At 74.8% G+C, this 25,377-nt stretch carries 22 protein-coding genes, 1 tRNA gene and 1 pseudogene; 13 read left to right on the top strand and 11 right to left on the bottom strand.

The genetic code is table 11. The annotated features are described in order from the left end of the window. Positions 1-122: 122 nt before the first annotated feature. Complete coding sequence (locus ACIQOW_RS06135) at positions 123-1,214, bottom strand: ABC transporter ATP-binding protein (protein WP_401080237.1); 1,092 nt, start codon at positions 1,212-1,214, stop codon at positions 123-125. Between the two features lie 284 nt (positions 1,215-1,498). Between ACIQOW_RS06135 and ACIQOW_RS06130 the strand changes: the two genes are divergently transcribed. Then, positions 1,499-1,572: transfer RNA gene (locus ACIQOW_RS06130), tRNA-Thr, on the top strand. Between the two features lie 125 nt (positions 1,573-1,697). Here ACIQOW_RS06130 and ACIQOW_RS06125 read toward each other — a convergent pair. The 5 genes from ACIQOW_RS06125 to ACIQOW_RS06105 all read right to left on the bottom strand — a co-directional run bounded on the left by ACIQOW_RS06125 (position 1,698) and on the right by ACIQOW_RS06105 (position 5,962). Further along, a complete protein-coding gene (locus tag ACIQOW_RS06125) occupies positions 1,698-2,912 on the bottom strand; it encodes a sensor histidine kinase (protein WP_401080235.1) in 1,215 nt (404 codons plus the stop codon). After that, complete coding sequence (cseB, locus tag ACIQOW_RS06120; RefSeq protein WP_401080233.1) at positions 2,909-3,679, bottom strand: two-component system response regulator CseB; 771 nt, start codon at positions 3,677-3,679, stop codon at positions 2,909-2,911. Before cseB ends, ACIQOW_RS06125 begins: the two co-directional genes overlap by 4 nt. Continuing rightward, a complete protein-coding gene (locus tag ACIQOW_RS06115) occupies positions 3,676-4,533 on the bottom strand; it encodes a hypothetical protein (protein WP_401080231.1) in 858 nt (285 codons plus the stop codon). The genes cseB and ACIQOW_RS06115 overlap by 4 nt, the downstream gene beginning before the upstream one ends. A 156-nt stretch (positions 4,534-4,689) precedes the next feature. Next, a complete protein-coding gene (locus ACIQOW_RS06110; RefSeq protein WP_401080229.1) occupies positions 4,690-5,424 on the bottom strand; it encodes a class F sortase in 735 nt (244 codons plus the stop codon). Positions 5,425-5,506: 82 nt separating this feature from the next. Further along, complete coding sequence (locus tag ACIQOW_RS06105) at positions 5,507-5,962, bottom strand: hypothetical protein (protein WP_401080227.1); 456 nt, start codon at positions 5,960-5,962, stop codon at positions 5,507-5,509. Between the two features lie 253 nt (positions 5,963-6,215). Between ACIQOW_RS06105 and ACIQOW_RS06100 the strand changes: the two are divergent. Next, positions 6,216-6,371, top strand: a pseudogene (locus ACIQOW_RS06100) (transcriptional regulator); the annotation flags it as partial. After that, positions 6,368-6,577, top strand: a complete 210-nt coding sequence (locus ACIQOW_RS06095) for a DUF397 domain-containing protein (RefSeq protein ID WP_401080225.1) — start codon at positions 6,368-6,370, stop codon at positions 6,575-6,577. The pseudogene ACIQOW_RS06100 and the gene ACIQOW_RS06095, both read left to right, overlap by 4 nt. A 57-nt stretch (positions 6,578-6,634) precedes the next feature. Here the strand turns inward: ACIQOW_RS06095 and ACIQOW_RS06090 are convergent, their stop codons facing one another. Beyond that, positions 6,635-7,432, bottom strand: coding sequence for a hypothetical protein (locus ACIQOW_RS06090; protein ID WP_401080223.1), 798 nt, complete (start codon positions 7,430-7,432; stop codon positions 6,635-6,637). A 202-nt stretch (positions 7,433-7,634) separates the two neighbouring features. On the opposite strand from ACIQOW_RS06090, the gene ACIQOW_RS06085 reads away from it, so the two are divergent. From ACIQOW_RS06085 to ACIQOW_RS06075, 3 genes are all read left to right on the top strand, one after another. Continuing rightward, a complete protein-coding gene (locus ACIQOW_RS06085; protein WP_401080221.1) occupies positions 7,635-8,900 on the top strand; it encodes an MFS transporter in 1,266 nt (421 codons plus the stop codon). Positions 8,901-9,067: 167 nt separating this feature from the next. Beyond that, positions 9,068-9,301, top strand: a complete 234-nt coding sequence (locus ACIQOW_RS06080; RefSeq protein WP_188296214.1) for a hypothetical protein — start codon at positions 9,068-9,070, stop codon at positions 9,299-9,301. A gap of 155 nt (positions 9,302-9,456) precedes the next feature. Further along, positions 9,457-10,002: a methylated-DNA--[protein]-cysteine S-methyltransferase gene (locus ACIQOW_RS06075; protein ID WP_401080218.1), complete on the top strand. Its 546-nt coding sequence runs from the start codon at positions 9,457-9,459 to the stop codon at positions 10,000-10,002. A 99-nt stretch (positions 10,003-10,101) separates the two neighbouring features. On the opposite strand, the gene ACIQOW_RS06070 is transcribed toward ACIQOW_RS06075, so the two are convergent. After that, positions 10,102-11,175, bottom strand: coding sequence for an ATP-grasp domain-containing protein (locus ACIQOW_RS06070; RefSeq protein WP_401080216.1), 1,074 nt, complete (start codon positions 11,173-11,175; stop codon positions 10,102-10,104). A gap of 328 nt (positions 11,176-11,503) precedes the next feature. Between ACIQOW_RS06070 and ACIQOW_RS06065 the strand changes: the two genes are divergently transcribed. After that, positions 11,504-12,922, top strand: a complete 1,419-nt coding sequence (locus ACIQOW_RS06065; protein ID WP_401080214.1) for a family 2B encapsulin nanocompartment shell protein — start codon at positions 11,504-11,506, stop codon at positions 12,920-12,922. 284 nt (positions 12,923-13,206) lie between these two features. Then, positions 13,207-14,256, top strand: a complete 1,050-nt coding sequence (locus ACIQOW_RS06060) for a family 2 encapsulin nanocompartment cargo protein polyprenyl transferase (protein ID WP_401080212.1) — start codon at positions 13,207-13,209, stop codon at positions 14,254-14,256. A 105-nt stretch (positions 14,257-14,361) separates the two neighbouring features. On the opposite strand, the gene ACIQOW_RS06055 is transcribed toward ACIQOW_RS06060, so the two are convergent. Beyond that, positions 14,362-15,402 (bottom strand): NAD-dependent epimerase/dehydratase family protein, encoded by a 1,041-nt coding sequence (locus ACIQOW_RS06055; protein ID WP_401080210.1) that lies wholly within the window; start codon positions 15,400-15,402, stop codon positions 14,362-14,364. Between the two features lie 185 nt (positions 15,403-15,587). On the opposite strand from ACIQOW_RS06055, the gene ACIQOW_RS06050 reads away from it, so the two are divergent. Both ACIQOW_RS06050 and ACIQOW_RS06045 read left to right on the top strand, forming a co-directional pair. Beyond that, positions 15,588-16,622 carry a DUF1254 domain-containing protein gene (locus ACIQOW_RS06050; RefSeq protein ID WP_401080208.1) on the top strand — a complete coding sequence of 345 codons (1,035 nt, stop codon included), beginning with the start codon at positions 15,588-15,590 and terminating at the stop codon, positions 16,620-16,622. A gap of 45 nt (positions 16,623-16,667) precedes the next feature. Continuing rightward, a complete protein-coding gene (locus tag ACIQOW_RS06045; RefSeq protein WP_401080206.1) occupies positions 16,668-18,002 on the top strand; it encodes a DUF1254 domain-containing protein in 1,335 nt (444 codons plus the stop codon). Positions 18,003-18,274: 272 nt separating this feature from the next. Here ACIQOW_RS06045 and ACIQOW_RS06040 read toward each other — a convergent pair whose 3' ends face one another. Next, on the bottom strand, positions 18,275-20,218 hold the full coding sequence (locus tag ACIQOW_RS06040) for a sigma-70 family RNA polymerase sigma factor (protein ID WP_401080204.1): 1,944 nt from the start codon (positions 20,216-20,218) through the stop codon (positions 18,275-18,277). Between the two features lie 150 nt (positions 20,219-20,368). On the opposite strand from ACIQOW_RS06040, the gene radA reads away from it, so the two are divergent. Together radA and disA are read left to right on the top strand one after the other, a co-directional pair. Next, entirely contained in the window at positions 20,369-21,892 is a 1,524-nt protein-coding gene (radA, locus tag ACIQOW_RS06035) for a DNA repair protein RadA (protein ID WP_401080202.1), read from the top strand. Between the two features lie 199 nt (positions 21,893-22,091). Then, positions 22,092-23,150, top strand: coding sequence for a DNA integrity scanning diadenylate cyclase DisA (disA, locus tag ACIQOW_RS06030; RefSeq protein ID WP_401081326.1), 1,059 nt, complete (start codon positions 22,092-22,094; stop codon positions 23,148-23,150). A 217-nt stretch (positions 23,151-23,367) separates the two neighbouring features. On the opposite strand, the gene ACIQOW_RS06025 is transcribed toward disA, so the two are convergent. Continuing rightward, positions 23,368-24,228: a hypothetical protein gene (locus ACIQOW_RS06025; RefSeq protein ID WP_401080200.1), complete on the bottom strand. Its 861-nt coding sequence runs from the start codon at positions 24,226-24,228 to the stop codon at positions 23,368-23,370. Between the two features lie 242 nt (positions 24,229-24,470). Between ACIQOW_RS06025 and ACIQOW_RS06020 the strand changes: the two genes are divergently transcribed. Continuing rightward, positions 24,471-25,346 (top strand): A/G-specific adenine glycosylase, encoded by an 876-nt coding sequence (locus tag ACIQOW_RS06020; RefSeq protein ID WP_401081323.1) that lies wholly within the window; start codon positions 24,471-24,473, stop codon positions 25,344-25,346. Positions 25,347-25,377 lie beyond the last annotated feature (31 nt).

The raw sequence follows: 25,377 nt of genomic DNA, 5'->3' as shown, positions 1-25,377 counted from the left end.
CGAGTGACAGGGTGTCCTGGTTCGTCCCCGTGCCGTGTTGACGCGGGGGTACGACGGAGCCCGCCGGACCGTGGGTCCGACGGGCTCCGTGACGCTTCGCCGGCGGCCGGGCCGGCGTGCTGTCAGCTGCTCAGGCGCAGGCCGGAGCTGGTGGAGAACACGTGGGTCTCGTGGGCGATCGGCACGACGTGGACGGTCTCGCCGCGGGCCGGGATCTGGCGGCCGGGCACCCGGACGACCAGGTCCTGGTCCTTGCCGCCGATCTGGGTGGTGCCGTAGACGAAGCCGTCCGAGCCGAGCTCCTCGACCACGTTGACCGTCACCGCGACGCCCTCGATGCCGCCCGCCGGGACGATCTCGAAGTGCTCGGGACGGACGCCGACGGTCACCGACTTGTCGGTGCCGGCGCCGGACAGGTCCTCGCGGGAGATGTTGACGACCGAGCCGCCGAACTTCACACCGCCGTCCACCAGCGGCACCTCGACCAGGTTCATGGCCGGCGAGCCGATGAAGCCGGCCACGAACAGGTTGGCGGGCTTGTCGTACATGTTGCGCGGGGTGTCGACCTGCTGGAGCAGACCGTCCTTGAGCACCGCGACCCGGTCGCCCATGGTGAGCGCCTCGGTCTGGTCGTGGGTGACGTACACCGTGGTGATGCCCAGGCGGCGCTGGAGGCCGGCGATCTGGGTACGGGTCGAGACGCGGAGCTTGGCGTCCAGGTTCGACAGCGGCTCGTCCATCAGGAAGACCTGTGGCTGACGGACGATCGCGCGGCCCATCGCGACGCGCTGGCGCTGACCGCCGGAGAGCGCCTTCGGCTTGCGGTCCAGGTACTCGGTGAGGTCGAGGATCTTCGCCGCCTCCTCGACCTTGGTGCGGATCTCCGCCTTGTTCACGCCGGCGATCTTGAGCGCGAAGCCCATGTTGTCGGCGACGGACATGTGCGGGTACAGCGCGTAGTTCTGGAACACCATGGCGATGTCCCGGTCCTTCGGCGGCAGGTGGGTGACGTCGCGGTCGCCGATCCGGATCGCACCGGCGTTGACGTCCTCCAGGCCGGCCAGCATGCGCAGGCTGGTCGACTTGCCGCAGCCGGAGGGGCCGACGAGCACGAGGAACTCGCCGTCCGCGATCTCCAGGTCCAGCGCGTCCACCGAGGGCTTGTCCGCCCCGGGGTAGACGCGGGTCGCCTTGTCGTACGTGACAGAAGCCATGGTTCTCGTTCTCCTTCACCGGCAGGAACGTGCCGGACGATCCGAGTAAAGGGGGTCTGTTCGGGGCCGCCGGGTCCACCAGTGGTCTGAACCACTGCGCGAACCGGCTCCCGGCGACGCTACCTGCGCTTCCGCCGCTTGTCAGCCCCCGCCCGACCCGATTTCGGCATCGGTTCCATCACGCCCACCCATCCCACCAACCCCTGGATATCCCACCATCGCGCCACCCCGGCCCGGTAGACTGCCCCCCGGTGCCGCCGTGATCCATCGCGGACGGCCACCGTGCCTCCTTAGCTCAGCTGGCCAGAGCACCGCTCTTGTAAAGCGGGGGTCGTCGGTTCGAACCCGACAGGGGGCTCAGCGGCACGAAGGGCCGGGTCGACGGGTGTCGGGCCGGTCCTTCGGCGCTGGTGGGGGTGGGGCGTCGGGGCCGGGCGGCCCGGCGGGCTGCGTCGCCCGGGCCCGGCGGCCGCGTCCGGGCGTTCAGTCCGGGGGCAGGACGAGGGTGGCCAGGGCGCCGCCCGCGGGGTGGTTGGCGAAGGTGAGGGTGGCGCCGATGACGCGGGTGTGGCCGGTGGCGATGGTGAGGCCGAGGCCGTGACCGCGGCCGCGTTCGGGGGCGTTGGTGCGGAAGCGCTGCGGGCCGTGGCTGAGGAGGTCCTCGGGGTAGCCGGGGCCGTGGTCGCGGACGGTGATCCGCAGGCCGTCGACGCGCAGGTGGACCGGCCCGGCGCCGTGGCGGTGGGCGTTGAGGATCAGGTTGCCGAGGATGCGGTCCAGCCGGCGCAGGTCGGTGCGCACCTGCCGGTCGGCGACCCCGGCGGCGACCTCGACGGTGACGTCCAGTCCGGTGAGGGTGACGGTACGGCGCACGGCGCGTTCCAGCGGTACGGCGGAGAGGTCGGGGGCCTCGGCGTCCGCGTCCAGACGGGAGACCTCCAGCAGGTCCTCGACCAGCCCGCGCAGCGCCTGGACCCGGTTCTGCACGAGCTGGGTGGGCCGTCCCGGCGGCAGCAGTTCGGCGGCGGTGACCAGGCCGGTGAGCGGGGTGCGCAGTTCGTGGGCGACGTCCGCGGTGAAGCGCTGTTCGTCCTCCAGCCGGCGGTGCAGGGTGCGGGACATCAGGTCGACGGCGGCGGCGAGGTCGGCCACCTCGTCCTTGCCGTCGACGAGTTCGCCGATCCTGGTGTCCGTCCCGCCGGCGGCGATGCCCCGGGCGGCGGTGGCCGCGGTGCGCAGCCGGCGGCTGATCCGGTCGGCGACGAGCACGCCGGCCAGCACGGTGGTGAAGACCGAGGCGACGACGGTGAGCAGGATGATCCGGTCCAGGTCGGCGATGGCCTGCCGGTCCTGGGCGAAGCCCACCCGGACGGACAGCACCCCGCCCTGCACCGGGCCCGCCGCCCACATCGACTCGTCCTTCCCGGTGCCCGCGAGCAGAGTGCCGCGCCGGCTGCCGTCGGCGAGGGCGCGCAGCCGGTCGGGCAGGGCCGGGTCGTCCAGGGCGGCGCCCCGGTCGGCCGGCTTGCCGCCAGCGCCGTAGTCGATCAGCGCGGATTCGAGGGCGGACAGGGTGGCCGAGCGGGCCTGGTCGACGTGCTGACGGATCATCGCCTGGTGGACCAGCAGACCGACGGCCACCGCGACCAGGACGGCGATGGCGGCGACGGCGGTGGCGATCTGGCGGCGCAGGGTCATGCCGGGCGCCGCAGCTTGTAGCCGAAGCCGCGGACGGTCTCGATCCGGCCGGAGCCGATCTTGGCGCGCAGCCGCTGCACGTGGACGTCGACGACCCGGGTGTCGGCGCCCCACTCGTAGTCCCAGACGCGTTCCAGCAGGGTGGAGCGCTCCAGCACGATGCCGGGCGCGGCGGTGAACTCCAGCAGCAGCCGCAACTCGGTGGGGGTGAGCGGGGCGAGGCGGCCGTCCACCCTGACCTCCATGCTGTCGGTGTCCACCCGGAGGCCGTCGAAGTCGCGCACGGCGGTGGACGGAGCGGGAGGAGCGGGAGAGGCGGAAACGGCAAGGGGCGCAGGGGGGACGGAAGGGGCCGGGGGTGCCTCCGGCGGCGGGGGGACGACCCGGACGCGGCGAAGCACCGTACGGATCCGGGCGACCAGGACGGCGCTCTCGAAGGGCTTGACCACGTAGTCGTCCGCCCCGGCCTCCAGCCCGGAGACCACGTCCACCGGGTCGGTCCTGGCGGACATCATCAGGATCGGCAGCTGGCTCTCCTCCCGGATCCGGCGGCAGAGGCCGACCCCGTCGAGCAGCGGCAGCATGACGTCCAGCAGGAGCAGGTCGGGCCGGACGGCCTGGAAGGCCTCCAGCCCCTCCAGGCCGTCGGCGGCCGTGGTGACCGGGAAGCCGTAGCGCTCCAGGGCCATCCGGGTGGCCTCGCGGATCACCTCGTCGTCCTCGACCAGGAGGATGTGCGGGTGGGCGGGGGTGGCTGCGGGGGTCATCGCTTCGCTTCCGGTTGCACGGCGGGGACGGACGGCCCGGCAGGCGGCCCGGCGGAGGGCCGGGCGGTGCGCGGGGTGGGGACGGCGGTGGGGACGAGCGCCTTGGGCACGTCCGCGCCGGGGCGCGGCGGCTCGGGCTCGGCCGTGGTGGTGGCCGGCCGGCCGGACTCGCCGCCGGTGGGCGGGGGCAGGGCGGCGCCCTCGTCCTTGCGGTCCTTCAGGAGGAGCCTGCTCCCGTCCCACACGTAGTGACTGGTGGTCCGCACGTAGGCGCTGGTCAGCTCGTACAGCCACAGCTCGGAGCCGATGGTCGCGGCGCTGAACGCCGGCTGGACCTGTACCTGGAGGAGGGGCAGCAGGCGGTCCTCGGCGAGGGCGTAGACGTGCAGCACGGTCCGCCCGGGAGTGGTGACGGCGGTGATCAGCTCGGGCTGTCCGTCCCCGGTGAGGTCGCGGAACTCGGGGGTGCGGACCTCGCACCCCGTGCAGGAGCCGAGCGCCTGGCGCTCCTCGGGGCCGACCGCGGGGTCCTTGGCGAGGACGGCGTGGACGTCGACCGCGGTGATGTCGCGCCCGGGGACGGTCAGGTCGGGGACCGGCTTCGGCGGCTCCTGGGTGGCGCTGCCCGCCTCGGGCGTGGTGGGCGCCGGGGAGGCGGGCAGCTGGGACCAGAGCAGGCGGCGTTCCGGCGGCGGTGTGACGGCCTGGGCCGGGCCCTGGTCGCGCAGGCCGCCGGGCGTGGACGGGCCGATGGCGAGGGCGGCGAGGCCGGCGAGGACGATCAGTCCGGCCAGGGCGAGCACCGGGACGGCGCCCGGCCGTCGGCGGCGGGGTGGTGGTGCTGTTGCTGCCACGGTCGGTGCTCGTCCTCCTGGTCTGCGGGGCGATGCGGCGATGTGTCGGTCGCCCCCGTTGCCGCCCTGGTGGTAGGTCGCACGGTGTGCGGCCCGCGGTTCCGTACGGAACTCCCGGCGGGGCGTCCCGTACGGAACCGCGGGCCGCACCGGCCGTCAGGCCGGGTCCGCCAGCACGATGATGTTGTCCGTCCAGTGGCCGTCCGAGCCGATCCGCCCGCCGCAGGTGATCAGCCGGAGCGCGGGCGCGGGCGTGTCGCCGTACACCTCCTCGGTCGGGAAGCGGCCCTTGTCGGCCTGGAGCAGCGTACGGACCTTGAAGTCCACGGTGCTGCCGTCCGCGCGCCGGATCCGGATCAGTTCGCCGGGCCGCAGTTTCGGCAGCTGTTTGAAGACGGCGGGGCCGTGCAGGGTGTCGTAGTGCCCGATGAGTACGGCGGGGCCGGTCTCGCCGGGGGTGGGGCCGTTGCGGTACCAGCCGACCTCGTCGCCCCGGTCGGCCGGCGGCACCTCGACCGTGCCGTCGGGGTTCAGGCCGAGTGCGCTCACCGGTGCGTCCACCCCGACGGAGGGGACCAGCAGCCGGGTCGGCGGCGAGGCCGGGTACGGCTTCGGGGCGGTGGGCGCCGTCGTGCCCGTGCCTGTGCCCGTGCCCGTCGTGCCCGTCGCGGCCGGACCGGCGGCGGGGGCGTCGGAGCCGTGCCCGGAGGTCTCGACCCGCACCACCGGGGTCTCCCGGCCGGACAGTGCGAGCGAGGTGCCGAGCACCAGGCAGAGCAGGCCCGCGGTGCCGAAGGCGGTGCGGCGCAGCGGGCCGGGGCCCGGCCGGGCGGCGCGTCGGCGCCCCCGCCCGTGCCCCCGGGGGCGTCGGTGGATGTCGGTCCCCGCCACCGGGACGGCCCCGGCGCCGCTTCCCCGACTGGCCGGGTTCGGGGAAGCGGCGCCGGGGTGCCCGGCGGACTCGGGACCGGTGTCAGCCGCGCGCACCGGAGCGGCGGCGCAGGACGGCGAAGCCCAGGGCCGCGGCGCCGACGGCCGCGACGGCTCCGCCGCCGGCGAGCATCAGGCCGGAACCGTCGGAGGCGCCGGAGCCGTCACCGGCCTGCGCGGCGCCCTTGGGCACCTCACGGACCTGCGGCTGGCCGTTGGGGGCCGGCGGGGTGTCGACCTTCGGGGCCGACGGGGCCTGCGGGGTGGGGGTGGCGGTCGCCGTGGCCCCGGCCGAAGGGGCGGCCGGGGTGGGCGTGGCGGTCCTCGGCGCCTCGGCGCGCGGGGCGTCGGGGGCGGCGACGCTCGGGGCGGCCGGCTTCGGCACGCCGTCGGCCCAGGCCTGCCCGCCGGTGACGGTGGCCAGCAGCGCGGCGCCGGTCAGGGCGCAGGCGGCCAGGACGCGGCGGGTGGGCGAGTAGTGGGTACGGCTCCTGCTCATACGGGGTGTCTCCATCTGCATCGGTCGGTACGTGGTGGACGCCGGCCCGCGGTGCGGGTCGCGGTACGGTCCGCGGTGCCCTTCGCGGGGCCGGGCGTGGTGGCGTCGGGGGACGTACGTCGTCGGCGCCGGACGCGTACGTCCTCGTCGCGGACGCTCTCCGGCCGGTGCGGCCGGGGCGTCGTGGATGACGGTAGGAGGGCCGTGTCGCGGTCCTCGGCCGGTCGTGTCACGGCTGTCCATCGGCTGCGTAACGGTGGCGCACGTGGAAGTGCAGCAGGTCGGCCGCGTGATCGCGGAGCGGAAAGAAGTTCACCCGCTTGAGATCAGGTATGGGATCATCCGAGCGCAGGCGCTCACGCCTCGGGAGTCGATGGCGTTCATCGAGAAGCTTCTGGGAGAGACATGACGATCAAGCCTTCTGTCGACCGCCCTGCGGGGCTGGAGTGGTTCAAGAGCAGCTACAGCACGAACGAGGGGCCTGACTGCGTCGAGGTGGCCCACGGCCCCGGCTCGGTGCACGTGCGGGACTCGAAGGACAAGGAGGGCCCGCAGTTCCGGTTCTCCCCGAGCGAGTGGTCCGCGTTCGTCGGCTTCGCGGCAGAACTCGGCTGACTCCCACGAGCGTTGACGCGGCGGTTCCGGCTCCAGGCCGGGGCCGCCGCTTTGTTGCTACCGCCCCGGTCGTAGCCGCCGCAGCGTCCATCCCTCCCCGAGCTCCCGGGTGTGGGCGGTGAAGAGTTCGGCGGCGCGGCGGTAGGAGAGCCGGGCGCGACCGGTGTGCGGGCAGCGGTCGGCGGCGGGGGTACCGGCGGGGGCGCGGCGGTCGGTGAGGAAGAGCGGGCCACTCGCGCGGCCGGCGATGAGGAGGGGGAGCAGGCGGGCGGTACCGGACCGCCAGTGCAGGGGGGTGTGGCCGGGGCGGGTGCGGCGGCGGGGGAGATCGAGGTGGTCGGCGTCCAGGGCGAGGGCGGCTTCGATCGCGGCGCCGGACTCGTGCAGCAGGTGCCACAGGGTCTGCTCACGCAGTGGTGCGCGCAGGGCGAACAGGGCGTGTAGCCCGTCCTCGGCCAATGGGGCGGCGGCCTCGGCCGGTTCGGGCAGTGGAAGGGGGCGCAGCCCGGTGGTCGGGTCGCCGTCGATCCAGCCCTGGGCGCGCCACCAGGCCGCCGCCGCGCGCAGGGTGGAGAGTTCCCGGTTGAGGGTGCGCGGGTCGGCGTCCGCGCCGCGCCGGGTGAGGGCGGTGCGGAGCCGGGCGGCGGCGTCCGGGTGGTCGAGCAGGGCGAGCGGCAGGACGGGCGGCCGGGCGCGCCGCCGTTCGGGGCCGGTGGGGGCGGGCCGGTCGGCGAGTGCCCAGGCCCAGGTGCTCAGTGCGATCCGGTAGATCCGCCGGGAGCCTTCGGTGAGCCCGGAGTCGGCCAGGTAGCGCTCGACGGCGAGGCTGTACTCGACCGGGGGCAGCTCTGTCACGATCGCCCTCTTCCGCAGTAAACCATCGACTCCAATGCCGTGTCAGGATATTCGAAAGGCGCAGTAAATGGCAGGTGGGAGTGGATTTCGTGGGTCATTTACTGCGGCATTCAAGCGCATCGCCAAAGTTGATGCCAAAAGACTCAAGATTCCCTCCGGAAACCCTTGATTCGCACGTGCGGGTGCTCGCAGACTGCTGCCCATGGCAGTGCAGACAGAACGGATCCCGGCCTCCCGAAGGCGCCTGGGAGACCGTCTCGCCGTGTTCGGCGAGCGCGAGTTCACGTGGTTCTTCGTCGGGTACACCACCTCCCTCGTCGGTTCCTCGATGGCGCCGGTCGCGGTCGCCTTCGCGGTGCTCGACGGCGGGGGCGGCGGCACCGGCCTGGGGTGGGTGATGGCGGCCCGGATCCTCCCCGTGGTGCTGGTGCTGCTGGCCGGCGGGGTGATCGCCGACCGGCTCGGCAGCCGCCGGGTGATGCTGGGCTCGGACCTGCTGCGCGGCGTGGTCCAGGCACTGTTCGCCGTGCTGCTGGCCACCGGCCGCGCGCCGGTCTGGGCGATGGTCGCGCTGGTGGCGGTCTGGGGAGTCGGCGAGGGGCTGTTCATGCCGGCCTTCGGCGCGGTCGTGCCCGGCCTGGTGCGCCGCAAGGAGCTGATGGCGGACGCCAACACCCTGCTGGGGCTGGCCCGCTCGGTGTCCACCGTGGTCGGCCCCGCCGCCGCCGGACTGGTGACCGCCGCCTGGGGCCCGGCGACGGTGCTGCTGGCCGACGCGGTGACGTACGGCGTCGGCGCCTTCGCCCTGGCCGGGCTGCGACTGCCGGTACGGGCGGCGGCCGGTGAGGTGTCGATGATCCGGGACGTGCGGGCCGGCTGGTCGGAGTTCGTCTCCCGCCCGTGGCTGTGGATCACCACCGCGCAGATGGGCCTGTTCAACCTGCTGGTCTGGGCCCCCTTCCTGGTGCTCGGCCCGCTCATCGCCCAGCGGGACCTCGGCGGCGCCCGTGCCTGGGGCCTGGTGATGGGTGTGTACGGGGCCGGCGCGGTGCTGGGCGGCCTGCTGATGCTCGGCCGGGCACCCGGCCGTCCGCTCGCGGTGGCGTCCGCGGCCGCGCTGGGCTGGGCGCTGCCCTCCGGGGCGCTCGCGGCCGGGGCGGCACTGCCCTGGGTGGCCGTCGCCGCGCTGGTGGCCGGGGCCGGATCGGCGGTCTGCGGGACGCTCTACAGCACCACCACGCAGAAGTGGGTGCCGGTGGAACTGCTGGGCCGGATGACGGCCTTCGGCACGCTGGGTGCCTTCGCGCTCGGCCCGCTCGGGCTGGCGGCGGCCGGTCCGCTGGCCGGCCGGCTGGGTGCAGGCCGCGTGCTGCTGCTCGGGTCGGTCTGGCAACTGGCCGCCGGGGCCGTAGTGTTGGCCGCACCGGCGGTACGGAACCGCCGCTGGGAAGAGGGCCCGGACAGCTGACCGACCCCTCGGACGGCTTCGGGGCGCACCCCCGGCCCCCGCGCACCGCGCCCGGCCGGCCCCGGAGCGCGAAAGGCTGCCCCACCCGCGCACGCGCGTCTCCGCGGCGGGCGGGGCGGCCGACCCGGTCGTACCGTGGAGGGCGGGGGAGACGGAGGAGGCCGATCATGCCCGGTTCGCTCACCATCAGCCATCACGAGTCCGCGGTCGCCCTGGACCACGCGGACGCGGAGCGGCTCGCCACCGTGCTGGCGGAACTGGCGTACCTGTTGGAGATCCCGGGGCCGAACCGGATCAACGACGCACAGCTGGCCGTGCTCTGCGAGGGCCGCGCCCCGGACCGCGGTGAGCTGGTGCACTGGTGCGCGTCGCTCGCCCGCGGGCTGAAGGGACAGCTCTGACCGGAGCCCCGCGTGCCGCCGGCCCCCCGCCGGACGATCGCGCCGGAGCCGCCCGTGCCACCGGCCGCCCGCCGTACGATGGCGCGCGGGGCGGGGACGTCCTCCGGGTGCCGGCGTGGCCGGCGTCCGGTCCGGCGGAGGGTGGGGGTCCGAGCGTGCCGCAGTCCTGGTCGATGTCCTGGCTGACCGTGCCGACGCCGCTGCCCAGCGGCCCGATGGAGGTCGCGGTGACCCCGCTCGGCGTCGCCTCGGCCGGTTACGTCCGGCGCGAGGGCGGGACCCCGCCGTGCACCGACGAGCCGAAGATCAGGGCGGTCACCGAGCGGATCGGCGCCTACCTGGCGGGCCGCACCCGCGAGTTGGGCCTGCCGATCGACTGGAGCCTGAGCTCGGGACCGCACCGCGCCGTGCTGGAGACGCTCTGGCGCGAGGTGCCGTACGGCCGGACCATCACCTACGGCGAACTGGCCGCCCGCAGTGGGGTGTTCGAGGACATCACGGAGCCCGGGCTGGCCGCCCGCACGGTCGGGCAGATGATGGCCGCCAACCCCGTTCCACTGCTGGTGCCCTGCCACCGGGTGGTGGCGGCGGACGGGATCGGCGGCTTCGGCGGCGGCCGGGTCGGGATCGAGGTGAAGCGCTGGCTGCTCACCCTGGAGGGCGTGCTGGAGCCGACCCTCGACTGGGACGGCCCGCTCTGACGGGAACGGCCCGCCGCCGCGCGACGGGGCGGCGGGTGTCCGCGAGGCCGTGGGTGTCCGCCGGGAGGTGAGCCGTCCCGGTCCCGGCCCCGGGGCCGCTCACCGGTGCAGCGCCCGGACCAGCGACACCCGCCCCGGTGCCCGGCGCGGCAGCACCGGCTGGATGCCGGACACCAGCGTGTACTCGATGCCGCGCACGTCCGGCGCCGCCCCCGCGCCCGTCGGCCGTTCGCCGAGTGCCAGCCGGACGGCGTCCCAGGGCAGGTTGAGGCCGCACAGCCGCAGCTGGTGGAGTCCGGCGGCGGGGCGGGTGTTGACGTCGATGACCACCGGCCGGCCGTCGAAGCGGCGGAACTGCACGTTGGACAGGTACGCCATCCCGGTCGACCGGACCAGCCGCCGGACCGGCTCCAGGTAGCACTCCTCGGTGGTGAAGCCCCGGCGGCGGCCGTCCTTGGTGCGGCCGACCGCGGTGAGCGGGGTGCCGTCCCGGTCGGCCAGGCAGTCCACCGAGACCTCGGGCCCGTCCAGGTACGGCATCACCAGCAGGTCCACCGGCTCGCCGTCCGGGCCGCCTTCGTCCAGCGCCGCGGCCACCTGGTCGACCTGCACCCGGTGGTCCCAGCCGGCCAGCCGGTGTGCGCCGTACGGCTTCCGGGTGAGCACCCGGAAGCCGGTACCGCCGGCGCCCGCGACGGGCTTGAGGCAGGCGGTGTGCCCGCCGCCCTCGATCCGCCCGACGGCGTCCCACAGCTCGCCGGGGGTGCGCACCCGCCACCAGGGCGGGGTGGGCAGTCCGGCGCCGGCGATCGCCGCGTAGCCGTCCGCCTTGCTGGTGAAGGCCGCCACCGCGGTGGCGGGCGGGCAGAGCAGCGCGGTGCCGATCGCCTCGAACTCCGGCCGGGCCAGGGCGATGGCGAGCTGGTGCAGCTGGGGGACGAAGACGTCTATGGAGTGCCGGGCGCAGTAGTCCAGCGCGTAGCCGACGTAGCGGTCCGCGGGCAGGTCGGCCGGCTCCGCGGTGCCGTGGTCGGCGGCGGCGAGCACGGGGGAGTCCGGGTCGCCGTGGGTCGCGTGGACCACCACCGGGCGCGGGGCGGCGCGCAGTTGTTCGACGAAGAAGACGTTCTCGGCGTAGGTGCGGTTGAGCCAGACACGTACGGGTGCACTCATGCGGCCCTCCCGGGCGGTGAGTTGACGAAGCGTCAGGACACCCTAGCGGCCCGTTCGAACGGGCCGGACGGCAGGGCGCCACGTGCGGCTCGGGCCGGGAGGTGGCGCTGGGCGGGGCGTCGATGGGGGAGGATGGGGCGCGGCACGCCGATATGTTCGAATGGATAGTCGAACGATTTCGATCGGGTGATCTATTCGTACTATTTGTTCGACCATTCCGAACCACTCGAACGAGTGATTGCGGGTCACCCGCGAATGGGCCCACCATGAAGCTGCAACACGCATGTGCAAGGCGACACTTCATCGGGATATGCGAAGGGCCCCCCTCATGTCGACCGAAACCAATGCCGGTGTTCCTGCGCCAGGTGCGCAGTCGGAGATCCGGCAGCAGCAGAGTCTGAGCACGGCGGGCGCGCGGAACCTCGCGACGACCACGAAGTCCGCACCGCAGATGCAGGGCATCAGCCCGCGCTGGCTGCTCAGGAAGCTGCCCTGGGTGCAGGTGTCCGCCGGTACCTACCGGGTGAACCGGCGCCTGCGCTACGCGGTCGGCCGGGGCCGGGTGAGTTTCGTCAAGACCGGTGCCGAGGTGCGGATCGTCCCGCCGACGCTGGCCGAGGTGCCGGTGCTGCGCGGCTTCCAGGACGAGGCCGTGCTGGAGGAGTTGGCCTCGCGCTTCGTGCAGCGGGACTTCAACCCGGGCGACGTCCTGGTCCAGGCCGGGTCGCCGATCACCGAGGTCTTCCTGATCGCGCACGGCAAGCTCGACCGGCTGGGCACCGGCAAGTACGGCGAGGAGACGGTGGTCGGCACCCTTGCCGACGGCGACCACCTCGGCGACGAGGCGGTCCGGCAGGACGGCGGCGACTGGCCGTACACCGTCCGCGCCGCGACCGCCGGCACCGTCCTGTCGCTGACCTGGCCCGCCTTCCAGGAGCTGCACGACCGCTCCGAGGCGCTCCAGCTCCAGGTCATCGAGTACCTGAACGGCTTCCAGCAGGCGCAGAACAAGCACGGCGAGGCCGCGATCGACCTCTCCGCCGGCCACCTGGGCGAGTACGAGCTGCCCGGCGCCTTCGTGGACTACGAGCTGAAGCCGCGCGAGTACGAGCTGAGCGTCGCGCAGACGATCCTCAAGGTGCACTCCCGGGTCGCCGACCTCTACAACCAGCCGATGAACCAGACCGAGCACCAGCTCCGGCTGACCATCGAGGCGCTGCGCGAGCGCCAGGAGCACGAGCTCGTCAACAACCCCGAGTTCGGCCTGCTGGAGAACGCCGCGTACGACCAGCGCTTCCAGACCCACTCCGGTCCGCCCACCCCGGACGACATGGACGAGCTGCTCAGCCGCCGCCGCGGCACCAAGATGTTCCTGGCCCACCCGAGGGCCATCGCCGCCTTCGGCCGGGAGCTCAACAAGCGCGGCCTCAACCCGGGCACGGTCGAGGTCGAGGGCAGGCAGATCACGTCCTGGCGCGGGGTGCCGGTCTTCCCGTGCAACAAGATCCCGATCGTCGGGAGCACCAGCTCGATCATCGCGCTGCGCACGGGCGAGGACAACCAGGGTGTCATCGGCCTGCACCAGACCGGAATCCCGGACGAATACCAGCCGAGCCTTTCGGTGCGGTTCATGGGAATCGACGACAAGGCCATCATTTCCTACCTGGTGAGCGCCTACTACTCCGCCGCGATCCTGGTGCCGGACGCGGTCGGCGTCCTGGAGAACGTGGACATCGCGCAGTACTGACGGTCGGCGGGGCCGGACGCGGAGCGATGCGTCCGCCCTGGGCAGCCCGACGGGCCCCGGGCGGACGGCGCGCCCCGGCGCGTCCGGGCACGCCCGCCCGTACGCGCAGAGCCCGTACGCGCAGAGCCCGTACGCGCAGAGCCCGCGGCGCAGCGCCCGCCCGTACGGACACGGCCCGAGGCGCGGCCCGGGCGGCGTGCGCCCGCGGCCGGCCCCGCAGCGCAACCCCGGCCCGCCGACGGCGGGCCGTCCCACGACAGGCGCCCGACAGGGGGAAACACCCAATGACGAGTCCCACGCTGGAGCGGGACCACAAAGAGGGGCACGAGGCGGCGGACATCCTCGCCAGGACCCGAGCCCTCGTCGACCCGGTCCTGCGGGCCGCCGTCGACTCGCTGCCCGGCACCATGCGCAAGGTGTCCGGCTACCACTTCGGCTGGTGGGAGGCGGACGGCACCCCCGCCGAGGCCCCCGCCGGCAAGGCGATCCGGCCGGCCATGGTCCTCGCCGCCACCCAGGCCCTGGGCGGCAAACCCGACGAGGCCGTCGCCGCGGCCGCCGCCGTGGAGCTGGTGCACAACTTCACCCTGCTCCACGACGACGTCATCGACCGGGACGAGACCCGGCGCCACCGGCCCACCGCCTGGCGGGTGTTCGGCACCACCGAGGCCATCCTGGCCGGGGACGCCATGCACTCCCTCGCGCTGCGCCTGCTCGCCGAGGACACCCTCCCGGCCGCCCACGGCTCGATCCGCCGGCTCGCCGACTGCGTGGTCGAGCTCTGCGAGGGCCAGCAGATCGACTGCGCCTTCGAGCAGCGCAACGACGTCTCGCTGCCCGAGTGCCTGGCGATGGCGGAGGCCAAGACCGGCGCCCTGCTCGGCGCCGCCTGTGCGATGGGCGCCCTGTACGGGGGTGCGTCCGAGGAGGCGGCGCAGGCGCTGGACGGCTTCGGCCGGGAGATCGGCCTGGCGTTCCAGCTGATCGACGACCTGATCGGGATCTGGGGGGACCCGGCGGTGACCGGCAAGCCGGTCGGCGCGGACCTGGTCGCCCGGAAGAAGTCGCTGCCGGTGGTCGCGGCACTGGGCTCCGGCACCGCCGAGGGCTCGCGGCTGGCCGAGCTGTACGTGCTGGAACGCCCGCTGAGCCCGGAGGAGTTGGCGCAGTGCGCGGCGGCCGTCGAGGCGGCCGGCGGGCGCGGCTGGGCGCAGGGCGAGTCCTGCGAGCGGATGGCCACGGCGATGGCGCAGCTGGCCGTCGCGGTACCGGAGCCGGCCGCGGCCGACGAACTGCTGGCGCTCGCCGAGCTGGTCACCCGCCGTACCCACTGAGCGGGCCGCCCGTGTCGAACGTCCCCGGTGGTGCGCCGGTGGGTGTCCCCGGGAGCGGGAGGCCGGCCCGGCCTCCCGCTCCCGGCGCCCGAGCCGGCCCCGCCCTCAGCCGAACGCGGCCAACAGCCGCCGCTCCTTGGCGGGTTCGATGCCCTGCCGTACCGGGGCCTCCGGCCGTCCCTTGCGCCCCTCGGCGTCGGTGTCCCCGGCCGGCCCCCGCGTCCGCAGCCACTCCCAGGTGTCCCGCGCCGTCTCGGCGAACGGCCGGCAGCGCAGCCCGGCCGCCTCGGCCCGGCTGGTGTCGGCCAGCCAGGTGCCCGCCATCTCGGGCAGATCCGGTGCCCAGAAGGGCAGTTCGGTCCACGGGGCGACCTGGTCAGGACCCTCGGCGAGCAGCGGCCCGTCCGGGACCGGGACCAGTTCGGTGTCCGCGGCGCCCGCCACCTGCCGGCAGGTCTCCAGCCACTCACCGAAGCGCAGCCGCCCGGGCGGCGCCGTGGTGACGAACCGCCCCGTCGTCCCGGCCGTCAGCAGGTCCAGTCCGAAGCCGGCGAAGTCCCGGACGTCGATCACCTGCATGGTCCGCTGCGGATCTCCCGGGGCGAGCACCCGCCCGCCGCGCGCCATCCGCTCCAGCCACCAGGGCAGCCGGCCGCCGTACTCGTACGGCCCGGCGAGCAGCCCGCTGTTCAGCAGCAGCGTGCGCTCGGCGCCGAACCCCGCCAGCACGGCGCGCTCGCAGCCGGCCTTCAGGGCGGTAGCGGCCGGCTGGCCGGGCGGGGTGTCGGCGGGACAGAGGTGTCGTACGGAGTCCTCGTCGATCACCCGGGCGGGCCAGTCGGCGAAGGCGTGCACGGAGGAGACGAAGGTGTAGTGGCCGGCCCGCCCGCCCAGCAGCCGTGCGCTGAGCGCGGCCTGGGCGGGCTGCTGGGCCGAGGTGTCGACGACGGCGTCCCAGCTGCGGCCGTCGACCAGCCGGGCGAGGTCTCCGGCCCGGTCGCGGTCGCCCCGGACGGCCTCGACGCCGGGCAGGTCGGCGGCGCTGTGGCCGCGGTTGAAGGTGGTCACCCGATGGCCCCGGGCGAGGGCCTCGGCAGCGTAGGCCCGTCCGAGGAAGGACGAGCCCCCAAGCAGGAGGATCTTCATACCGCCGAGTCTCCCGCCGCCGCCCCGCCCGTACGTCCAGCTTCGCGCTCAGCAGAGGGCGGACGACCAGACGCCGTACGGCCGCCGGTCCGACGTGCCGCCCCACCCGGCCCCGCCTAGCATCCCAGGTGTACCGATCCGAGCGACACGTCGATCCGAGCGGCCCGCGGTGGGAGAGCGACAGCATGGTCAATCCGGCACTCGTGGACCCGACCACCGTCCGCGCCACCGCGGCCGAGGCCTGGATCCGCGGCTACCCGCTGCTGCGGAACTACCGCGCCCTGTACGCCCAGGCCCTGGACGACGCGGACCCGGGGTACGTCGGCGGCTTCGGCGTCTTCCGCCACCAGCCGCGGCCGTCCGCGCCCGGCAGCGGCAAGGGTGGCGCGCCAGGCGGTGACGAGCCCGGGGACACCCTGGACTCCCGCGCCTGGCTGGACCTGCGCACCGAGCCCTGGGTGGTCTCGGTGCCCGCCGGGGACCGTCACCACGTCCTCCTGGTGCACGAACTCGACACCGTGTACGCCGGGTTCATCGGCACCGGGACCACCGGCCCGGGGTCCGGCGACCACCTGGTGGCCGGCCCCGACTGGCACGGCGAGCCCCCGCCCGGCATCAGCGGCGTGATCCGCACCGCCACCCGGCTGGTCGGCATCCTGGGCCGCACCCGCCTCACCGGGACCACCCCCGCCGGGACCGCCGCCCTCCAGGAGCGGTACCGACTGCGCCCGCTGCACGAGTACGCCGGGACACCCGCGCCGGCACCCGCCCCGGAGCCGGTCTGGCCGGTCTGGCGCGAGGAGGTGACGGACACCGTCGAGTTCCTCTCCTTCCTCGACTTCCTGCTCGGCTTCTTCCCGCTGGACGGCCCCGTCCCGCTGCCGTCCGCCGAAACCGGACTGCGCGGCCGCCTCACCGACCTCGGCGTCGACGGCCGTGGCGAGTTCGAGCCCGCCGCCCTCCCCCTGGAGGTGCGCGCCGAGATCGGACGCGGCCTCGCCGACGGCCGGGCCCGGCTGGAGCGCGCCACCGCGGAACTGCGCGGACGCACCGGGCTGTCCGGCACCCGGGAGCAGATCGGTGCGGACTTCCTGCGCCAGGCCGCCGGCGCCGCGCTCGACCTCCACGGGCTGCCCGCCGCGGAGGCCGGGGCCGACACCGCCCCGGCCGGCACCGCCCCGGACGGCCGCCGGCCGCTCCCGCCGCTCGGCCCGCGCTGACCGGACCCGCCCCGACCGCCCCTTCCCCCGTCCGAAGGACCCCCGATGAACCAGCCCGAGCTGGAGGCCCTGGCCGCCGACGCGTACGTGTACGGCTACCCGCTGGTCGCCGGCCTCACCATGGTCGAGCGCTTCACCAGGGGCGGCATGGGCACCCTGCCGGCGGCGCCGTTCAACCACTTCAGCCACGCCACCCGGCTGGCCGGCCCGGCCGACGACTTCGTCTCGGTCAACAACGACACGATCTACTCGATCGCCCAGCTGGACCTCTCCGAAGGCCCGCAGGTGCTGAGCGTCCCCGACACCGCCGGCGCCTACTACGTGGTGCAGTTCATCGACGCCTGGACGGACAACGTCGCCTACCTCGGCAGCCGCGCCACCGGCACCGGTGCGCAGACCTGGCTGATCGTCCCGCCGGGCTGGCACGGCACCCCGGCCGACCGGGACCGGGTGATCGAGCTGCCGACCACCGTCGGCACCGTCGTCGGCCGCTTCGCCTGCGCCGGCCCGGACGACCTGCCCCGGGTCAGGGCCCTGCGGACCGCCCTGGAACTGGCGCCGCTGGAGCCCGGGGGCCTGGTCGCCGGACTGCCCGAGCCGGACGGGGACGTGCCCGAGCGGCTGGCCTTCTTCGAGCGCCTGCGGGTCTGGATGCAGGCCTTCCCGCCCGCCACGGCGGACATCGAGTACCAGCGCCGCTTCGCCCCGCTCGGCCTGCTGGACGACGGCGCCTCGCCGTACCGGGCGGCCGCCCCCGAATGGACGCTGGCACTCGCCAAGGGCCTGGCCGCCGGCCGGGAACGGGTCGAGGACGCCACCCGCCCGCCGGAGGACCACCCGCCCGGCGAGTGGCGCGGCGCGCTCCACCTCTTCGACTACAACACCGACCACCTGGGCCCCGGCACCCTGGACGACCCCGAGTGGCGCATCCCCGACCGCCGCGCCGCCTACCTCAGCCGGGCCGCCGCCGCCCGGGCCGGCCTCTGGGGCAACCACGCGTACGAGGCCTCGTACGCGATGACCTACGACGACTCCGACGGCCGCCCCCTCACCGGCGCCAACAGCTACACCCTGCGCTTCGACCAGCCGCCCCCGGCAGAGGCGTTCTGGTCCGTCACGATGTACTCCGTCCCGGACTACTACCTGGTGGAGAACCCGATCGACCGCTACTCGATCGGCGACCGCACCCCCGGGCTGGTCCGCGGCGACGACGGCTCCCTCACCCTGACCCTCCAGCACGACCGGCCCGAGGACCCGGCCGCCGCCGCCAACTGGCTCCCCACCCCACCCGGCGAGTTCCGCCCCATCCTCCGCATCTACCGGCCCAAGCCCTCCGTCCTGGAGGGCAGCTACCGGGTCCCGCCGATCCATCGGACGTGACGGCCTTACTGCCGTCGTGCGTGAGAAGTCGGCCGGGTCGACTTCTCGTGCGTGCTGTCCTGTTCCGAGCAGGCTTGAGGCGGTGTTGTGCCGGCTGCTGCTGTTCCGAGTCCTTCGTGTCGGTGGGCGGCCACCGGGTCCCGCCGATCCGTCGGACGTGACGGTCTTACTGCCGTCGTGCGTGAGAAGTCGGCCGGGTCGACTTCTCACGCGCCCTGTCCTGCTCCCAACAGGCCTGAGGTGCCAGCCGGGTGGCAGCGTTGCGCGGACTGCTACCGACCCGGTGAGGACGCCGTCGCCGGGCTCGTCGGCTGCGGCGAGGCGTCCGGACCCGGCGTCGCCGTGGCCGTGCCCGAGGGGGAGGGGGAGCCCGGCGGCGAGCCGGACGGCGAGGCCGGCGACGTGGGCGTGTCCGACGGGGAAGGCGTCGCGGTGGCCGTCGGGTGCGGTGACGCGGTGGCGGACCCCGTCGGCACCGGCGTCGAGGCCGACGAGGCCGTCGAGGCCGGCGAGGGGTCGGCCGGGGAGGAGGCGGACCCGCCGCGGTTGTGCGGCCCGCCCTCCAGGGTGACCACCGCCTGCGAGGGCGGCAGCGCGATCCGGGCCGTCCAGTGCGTCGTCGGCGCCTGGTCTTCGTCCACCGTGACGATGACGGTGATCCGCTGGCCTGGCGCCAGGGTGCCGGCGTCGCGGCTGAGCCGGAGCCAGCCGGCGTCCGTCACCGCGCGCCAGCGAATCTCCGTGCCGCCGGAGTCGGTGAGGGTGAGGACGGTCCGGTTGCCGTACTCGCGGGCCTCGACGGTGAGCAGTCCGGCCGGGGCGGGTTCGCCCGGGCCCGGTGTGGAGGTCTGGTCGACCACGGGGGCGGGCGCGGCGACCAGGGCGGGGCTGCCGAGCGGGGCCGCGCCGTGCGCCGGGACGGGTACCAGCGCGCCCTCGAAGGTCAGTCGCGGAAACCCGGGATGCAACGTTTCTGCACCGCCGCTACCGGAACCACCCATGCCCCGGCCGGGCCCGGCCCCCGCCAGCTCCATCCCCGGCATGCCGGTCGAACCCGGCCCCACCGGGCCGCCCACCGGGGGCCTCGGCCGCTGCCCGGCCGGCCGTCCGGCCTCGTCCACCCGCACCGCCGACACCGAGGCCGCCGACCCTGACCCGCCACCGCCCCGGTGCCCGGCCCAGAGCGCGATCACCGGCGCCGCCAGTACGGCCGCGAGCACCCCGGTGGTCACCACCCGCCGGCGCACCGCCAGCCCGCGCCCCGCGTCCGGCGCCCGGTGCCGGGGGAAGCCGCCCTGGTCGAACCGCAACCCCGGCTCGGCCACCCGAGAAACCGACGTCCGAGAAACCGACGTCCGAGAAGCCGCCACCCGAGCACCCGCCACCGGAGCACCCGCCGCCGAGCCCGCCGTACCGTCGGCCGCCCCCGCCCCCGCCCCCGCCCCCACGCCCGCCGGAGCAGCCGGCACCGCCAGCCCCGACAGCCCCGCGGCCCGCTCCGCCGCCTCGCTCGCGGCCACCCGCTCCGCCGTCCCCCGGCAGCTCGGGCAGTCCACCACGTGCTGCACCAGCTCCCGCCGCAGCGCCGGGCCGAGCACCCAGTCCCGCCAGGACTCCGCCCCGGCCCCGCCGAGCCGGTCCAGTTCCGGGCAACTGCCCACGCCGAGCACCAGCAGCGCCGCCCTGGTCCTGGCCACCTCGGCCTCGGCCCCGGCCAGCAGCTCGCGGGTCCGGTCGAACGGCAGGCCCAGCACCGCCGCCACCTCCAGCGGGGTCAGCCGGTGCCGGGCGGACAGCTCCAGGGCCTCGCGCTGCTCCGGGTCGGTCCCGGCAGCCTCCGGCCAGGCGAGCGAGGACAGCTCGCGCCGCCGCCGGGCCGCCTCGGCCTCGCCCGGTTCCGGGCCGGCCGCCTGCCCGGCCCCGGTCACGCCCGGGCCCCCGTCCGCGAGCCGCCGCAGGCAGGCGTACCTGGCCAGCGAGAACAGCCAGGCCCGCAGCAGCCCGGGCTCGGCCAGCCGGTCGGCGTGCCGCCGCGCCAGCTCGCGGACCTCGCGCAGGGCGTCGGCGGCCGCGTCGTGCTCGCACAGCACCGAGAGGCAGTAGGTGAACAGGCCGTCCACCTGTCGGTCGTACGCCGCGAGCACGGCCGCGGCCCGCGCCCCGGCCGGTCCGTCCGCCCCGCCCGGCCCGTCCGGTCCAACAGTTCTCCTCGTCACCCGTCCGACGGTAGAGACCGCGGACGGCTGACCCCGACCATTCAGCGCGTATGTACTTCTTTCGGGTAACAACATCGCCCATCTGTGTGGATGCGCGGCGTGCCCGGCGGCGGACCGCCGCTGTCACACCCAGGCGCTACGGTGGGCCGCATGCCTCCGCGTTCCAAGACCACCGCCAAGCCGCGCCCGGCGTACCGCTGTACCGAGTGCGGCAACCAGCTGCCCAAGTGGGTCGGCCGCTGCCCGGAGTGCAACGCCTGGGGCACGGTCGAGGAGTACGGCGCGGTGCCGATCCGCACCACGGCCGCCGGCCCGGTCAGCGCGCCCGCCCGCCCGATCGCCCAGGTGGACGGCCAGGTCGCGACGGCCCGCTCGACGGGCGTGCCGGAGCTGGACAGGGTGCTCGGCGGCGGCCTGGTGCCCGGCGCGGTGGTGCTGCTGGCCGGCGAGCCCGGCGTCGGCAAGTCCACCCTGCTGCTGGACGTCGCGGCCAAGGCGGCCACCGCGCAGCACCGCACGCTCTACGTCACCGGCGAGGAGTCGGCCGGCCAGGTCCGGCTGCGCGCGGACCGGATCAACGCCCTCTCCGAACACCTCTACCTCGCCGCCGAGTCCGACCTCGGCGCGGTGCTCGGGCACATCGAGGCGGTCAACCCCGGCCTGCTGATCCTGGACTCGGTGCAGACCATCGCCTCGGCCGAGCTGGACGGCGCCCCCGGCGGCCCGGCCCAGGTCCGCGAGGTGGCGGGCGCGCTGATCCGGGCGTCCAAGGAGCGCGGCATGGCCACCCTGCTGGTCGGCCACGTCACCAAGGACGGCCAGATCGCCGGCCCGCGCCTGCTGGAGCACCTGGTGGACGTGGTGCTCAGCTTCGAGGGCGACCGGCACGCCAGGCTGCGCCTCATCCGCGGGGTCAAGAACCGCTACGGCGCCACCGACGAGGTGGGCTGCTTCGAGCTGCACGACGAGGGCATCGTCGGTCTGGCCGACCCGTCCGGCCTGTTCCTGACCAGGCGTGACAAGCCCGTCCCCGGCACCTGCCTCACCGTCACCCTGGAGGGCAAGCGCCCGCTGGTGGCCGAGGTGCAGGCGCTGATGGTGGATTCGCAGATCCCCTCCCCGCGCCGCACCACCTCGGGGCTGGAGTCCCCCCGGATCGCGATGATCCTGGCGGTGGTCGAGCGGCACGGCGGGGTGAAGCTCGGCAAGCAGGACATCTACACCGCGACGGTCGGCGGGGTGAAGCTGTCCGAGCCCTCCGCGGACCTCGCGGTGGCGCTCGCGGTGGCCAGCTCCTCCACCGACACCCCACTGCCCAGCAACCTGGTGGCGATCGGCGAGGTCGGTCTGGCGGGCGAGGTGCGGCGGGTGACGGGTGTGCAGCGCCGGCTCGCCGAGGCGCACCGGCTGGGCTTCACCCACGCCCTGGTCCCGCCGGACCCGGGCAAGGTGCCGCCGGGCATGAAGGTGGTCGAGGTGGCCGACATCGGCGAGGCGCTGCGGGCCATCCCGGGCCGCCGCCGCTCCGCCGCCAAGCCGCGCCCCGAGGCCCGCGGTGAGGCACCGTCGGCGCCGCCGGCCCCCCGCTCCGCCCGGGGCGCGGACCGCCCGGCGGCGCACCCCGAGGAGCTGATGGAGGGCTGGGAGCCGCTCGACTCCGACGAACTGCGCTGACCCAAGCCCTGCCGAAGCCACACACAGTTAGACTTTCCCCAGTCTCATTGGCCAGAAGGCAGTACCGAGCGGTACTGAGCGACAGAGCAACAGACCGCGGACCGGCGCACGGCGCGAGGCGCGGCACGGGGTCGACCGGAGGAGTCACGTGGCAGCCAGCGACCGGGGGGCGGACAAGGCCTCCCGCGAGGAGGCCCTGCTGCGGGCCTCCCTCACCGCCATCGCGCCCGGCACCGCGCTTCGTGACGGCCTGGAGCGGGTCCTGCGGGCCAACACCGGCGGTCTGATCGTGCTGGGCTTCGACAAGACCGTCGAGACCCTGTGCACCGGCGGCTTCGTCCTGGACGTCGAGTTCAGCGCCACCCGGCTGCGCGAGCTGTGCAAGCTCGACGGCGCGGTGGTGCTCGACAAGGACATCACCAAGATCGTCCGGGCCGGCGTGCACCTGATGCCGGACTCGACCATCCCCACCGACGAGACCGGCACCCGCCACCGCACCGCCGAGCGGGTCAACCGGCAGACCGGCTACCCGGTGGTCGCGGTCTCGCACTCGATGCGGCTGATCGCGATGTACGTCAACGGCACCCGCCGGGTGCTGGAGGACTCCACCACCGTGCTGTCCCGCGCCAACCAGGCGCTGGCCACCCTGGAGCGCTACAAGCTGCGCCTGGACGAGGTGGCCGGCACGCTCTCCGCGCTGGAGATCGAGGACCTGGTGACGGTCCGGGACGTCACCGCCGTGGCCCAGCGCCTGGAGATGGTCCGGCTGATCGCCACCGAGATCGCCGGCTACGTGCTGGAGCTCGGCATCGACGGCCGGCTGCTCTCGCTCCAGCTGGACGAGCTGATCGCGGGCGTGGAGCCGGAGCGCGAGCTGGTCGCCCGGGACTACTTCCCCGAGCGGGCCGCCAAGAAGGGCCGGACGGTCACCGAGGTGCTGGCCGACCTGGAGGCGCTCACCCACGCCGAGCTACTGGACCTCCAGACGGTCGCCAAGGCGCTCGGCTACTCGGGTTCGCCGGAGTCGCTGGACTCCGCCGTCTCGCCGCGCGGCTACCGCCTGCTGGCGAAGATCCCGCGCCTGCCCAACACGGTGATAGAGCGCCTGGTCGAGCACTTCGGCGGCCTCCAGAAGCTGCTCGCGGCCAGCATCGACGACCTCCAGACGGTCGAGGGCGTCGGCGAGACCCGTGCCCGCTCGGTCCGCGAGGGCCTGTCCCGCCTCGCCGAGTCGTCCATCCTGGAGCGCTACGTCTGACCGGACGCGCGGCGGCGACGGTCGCCCGAACGGCTGTGACGGCCCCCGGGGAAACGTTTCCCCGGGGGCTGTCACACGTCCGCGCCGAGCCCCGGCCGCGCCCAGGGCCGCCCCTCGGCCACGCCCCGTCGCCGCCTCGTCCGCGCCCGTACGCGCCCGTACGAGGAGGAGCCCCCGGCCGTGGCGGCCGGGGGCTCCGAAGGAAGGTGACCGGTTCTCAGCTGTCCAGCCGGATCGAGGCGCGCGCCGAGACCTTGTCCCCGGAGAGCCCGGTGAGCTCCGCGAGCACCACGTAGGTGCCGCTCGCCGGCGGCGTCTGGTCAGCGGTCGCGCACTGCGGCTTGCTGCGGCTGCGGTCCCAGGTGAAGGTCTCGGTCTGGCTGCCGTTGGCGCCGAGCTGCACCCAGATGCTGCCCTTGTCGGCCGGGCAGTCGCCGGAGGACCAGACCCGGTCGTTGCTGCTGCCGCTCACCGTGATCACGGAGGCGGTGCGGCCCAGGTCCACCCGGCAGTTGGTGCCGGAGGAGTTCTTGACCGTCAGGGCCAGCCGCGGCTTGTCCTTGGGCTGGTACGAGTTCTGGGTGCCGGCCAGCTCCAGCGCCACCTGCGAGGAGGCGCAGACCGGCAGCGCCATGATCTCGGTGGTGTTCACCACCGGCACGCCGCCGCCCGAGCCGCCCGCACCGCCACCGGTGCCGCCGCCGGTCGCCGGCGCGGCGCCGCCCCCGGGGGCCGGGTTGGCTCCGCCGGTGCCGGTGCCGCCGCTGAGGTTGACCTCGGTGCCGCCGCCACCCGCCACCGGGCCGCCCCCGGTGCCGGTACCGGCACCCGGACGCGCCGCCGGGCCGCTCGGGGAGGCACCCGGCGTGATGGCCTGGGCCGGGGTCTGGCTCTGGCTCTGGGACGGAACGGCCTGGGCGGCCTTGCTCTGTGAGCCGCCGTCACCGCCCCCGCCCTGATCGATCATCAGCCAGGCGATCAGGGCGACCACCGCCGCCCCGGCGACGAGCACGACGATGCGCCGACGCCAGTAGATCGAGGCCGGCAGTGGTCCGACGGGTTGACGCAGAGAAGGCACGACCAAACTCTACGAGACTGGGTGTGGCGATTGACTCATCAACACCGCACAGTCACCCCTTCCTTCACATGATCCGCCATTTGACCCGTTCGAGCGAGCCCCAATCGGACGATTTCCGGAGTCGCCCGGAGAATCCGGAGCGATCTGATCCACTTCGGCCAGGACGGCGGGCATGGGAGGATCGAAGGGCCATGACTGCCATCACCACCACCACCACCGCCGCCGACGCCGACCGGCTGCCGATGCCCCTGCCGCTGTTCCACTCGACCGTCCTGGACTGGTACGAGGCGAGCAAGCGCGACCTGCCCTGGCGGGCCCCGGACGCGACGCCCTGGGCGGTCGTGGTGAGCGAGTTCATGCTCCAGCAGACCCCGGTCAAGCGGGTGCTGCCCGCCTGGGAGGCCTGGCTCACCCGCTGGCCGACCCCGGCCGACCTCGCCGCCGACGCGCCCGGCGAGGCGGTCCGGATGTGGGGCCGGCTGGGCTACCCGCGCCGGGCGCTGCGCTTGCACGCGGCCGCGGTGGCGATCACCGAGGAACACGACGGCGAAGTCCCGGACGACCACGCCACCCTGCTCTCGCTGCCCGGGGTGGGGGAGTACACCGCCGCCGCCGTGGCCTCCTTCGCCTTCCGCCGGCGGCACGTGGTGCTGGACACCAACGTCCGCCGGGTCTTCGCCCGCGCGGTGACCGGCGTCGAGTACCCGGCCCAGGCCACCACCGCCGCCGAGCGCCGCACCGCCACCGCGCTGCTGCCCGACGACGCCGAGACGGCCGCCACCTGGGCGGTCGGCGTGATGGAGCTGGGCGCACTGGTCTGCACCGCGCGCGGCCCGGAGTGCGGGGACTGCCCGCTGTTCACCGGCTGCGCCTGGCAGCGGGCCGGCCGTCCGCCGTACGAGGGCCCGGCCCGGCGCGGACAGACCTACGAGGGGACGGACCGCCAGGTGCGCGGCAAGCTGCTCGCGGTGCTGCGCGAGGCGCACGGGACGGTGCCGCAGGCCCGGCTGGACGCGGTCTGGCCGGACGCGGTGCAGCGGGCCAGGGCGCTGGACGGGCTGGTGGCGGACGGTCTGGTCGAGCCGGTCGAGCAGGGCGTCTACCGGCTGCCCCAGTAGCCGGCCCCGCGGCAGCGACCTGCCCTCAGCG

The organism is Kitasatospora sp. NPDC091335, assembly GCF_044757205.1.
GTDB lineage: Bacteria > Actinomycetota > Actinomycetes > Streptomycetales > Streptomycetaceae > Kitasatospora.
Note: the sequence above shows the minus strand (reverse complement) of the source record. Positions and strands in the feature narration are given on the sequence as shown.

Excerpts from the sequence above, each read along its gene's own strand:
- cseB (WP_401080233.1), bottom strand. The coding sequence starts at position 3,679 with ATGACCCCCGCAGCCACCCCCGCCCACCCGCACATCCTCCTGGTCGAG.
- ACIQOW_RS06065 (WP_401080214.1), top strand. The coding sequence starts at position 11,504 with ATGTCGACCGAAACCAATGCCGGTGTTCCTGCGCCAGGTGCGCAGTCG.
- ACIQOW_RS06060 (WP_401080212.1), top strand. The coding sequence starts at position 13,207 with ATGACGAGTCCCACGCTGGAGCGGGACCACAAAGAGGGGCACGAGGCG.
- ACIQOW_RS06105 (WP_401080227.1), bottom strand. The coding sequence starts at position 5,962 with ATGAGCAGGAGCCGTACCCACTACTCGCCCACCCGCCGCGTCCTGGCC.
- ACIQOW_RS06020 (WP_401081323.1), top strand. The coding sequence starts at position 24,471 with ATGCCCCTGCCGCTGTTCCACTCGACCGTCCTGGACTGGTACGAGGCG.
- ACIQOW_RS06045 (WP_401080206.1), top strand. The coding sequence starts at position 16,668 with ATGAACCAGCCCGAGCTGGAGGCCCTGGCCGCCGACGCGTACGTGTAC.
- ACIQOW_RS06135 (WP_401080237.1), bottom strand. The coding sequence starts at position 1,214 with ATGGCTTCTGTCACGTACGACAAGGCGACCCGCGTCTACCCCGGGGCG.
- ACIQOW_RS06085 (WP_401080221.1), top strand. The coding sequence starts at position 7,635 with ATGGCAGTGCAGACAGAACGGATCCCGGCCTCCCGAAGGCGCCTGGGA.
- ACIQOW_RS06050 (WP_401080208.1), top strand. The coding sequence starts at position 15,588 with ATGGTCAATCCGGCACTCGTGGACCCGACCACCGTCCGCGCCACCGCG.
- ACIQOW_RS06070 (WP_401080216.1), bottom strand. The coding sequence starts at position 11,175 with ATGAGTGCACCCGTACGTGTCTGGCTCAACCGCACCTACGCCGAGAAC.
- radA (WP_401080202.1), top strand. The coding sequence starts at position 20,369 with ATGCCTCCGCGTTCCAAGACCACCGCCAAGCCGCGCCCGGCGTACCGC.
- ACIQOW_RS06080 (WP_188296214.1), top strand. The coding sequence starts at position 9,068 with ATGCCCGGTTCGCTCACCATCAGCCATCACGAGTCCGCGGTCGCCCTG.
- ACIQOW_RS06125 (WP_401080235.1), bottom strand. The coding sequence starts at position 2,912 with ATGACCCTGCGCCGCCAGATCGCCACCGCCGTCGCCGCCATCGCCGTC.
- ACIQOW_RS06095 (WP_401080225.1), top strand. The coding sequence starts at position 6,368 with ATGACGATCAAGCCTTCTGTCGACCGCCCTGCGGGGCTGGAGTGGTTC.
- ACIQOW_RS06055 (WP_401080210.1), bottom strand. The coding sequence starts at position 15,402 with ATGAAGATCCTCCTGCTTGGGGGCTCGTCCTTCCTCGGACGGGCCTAC.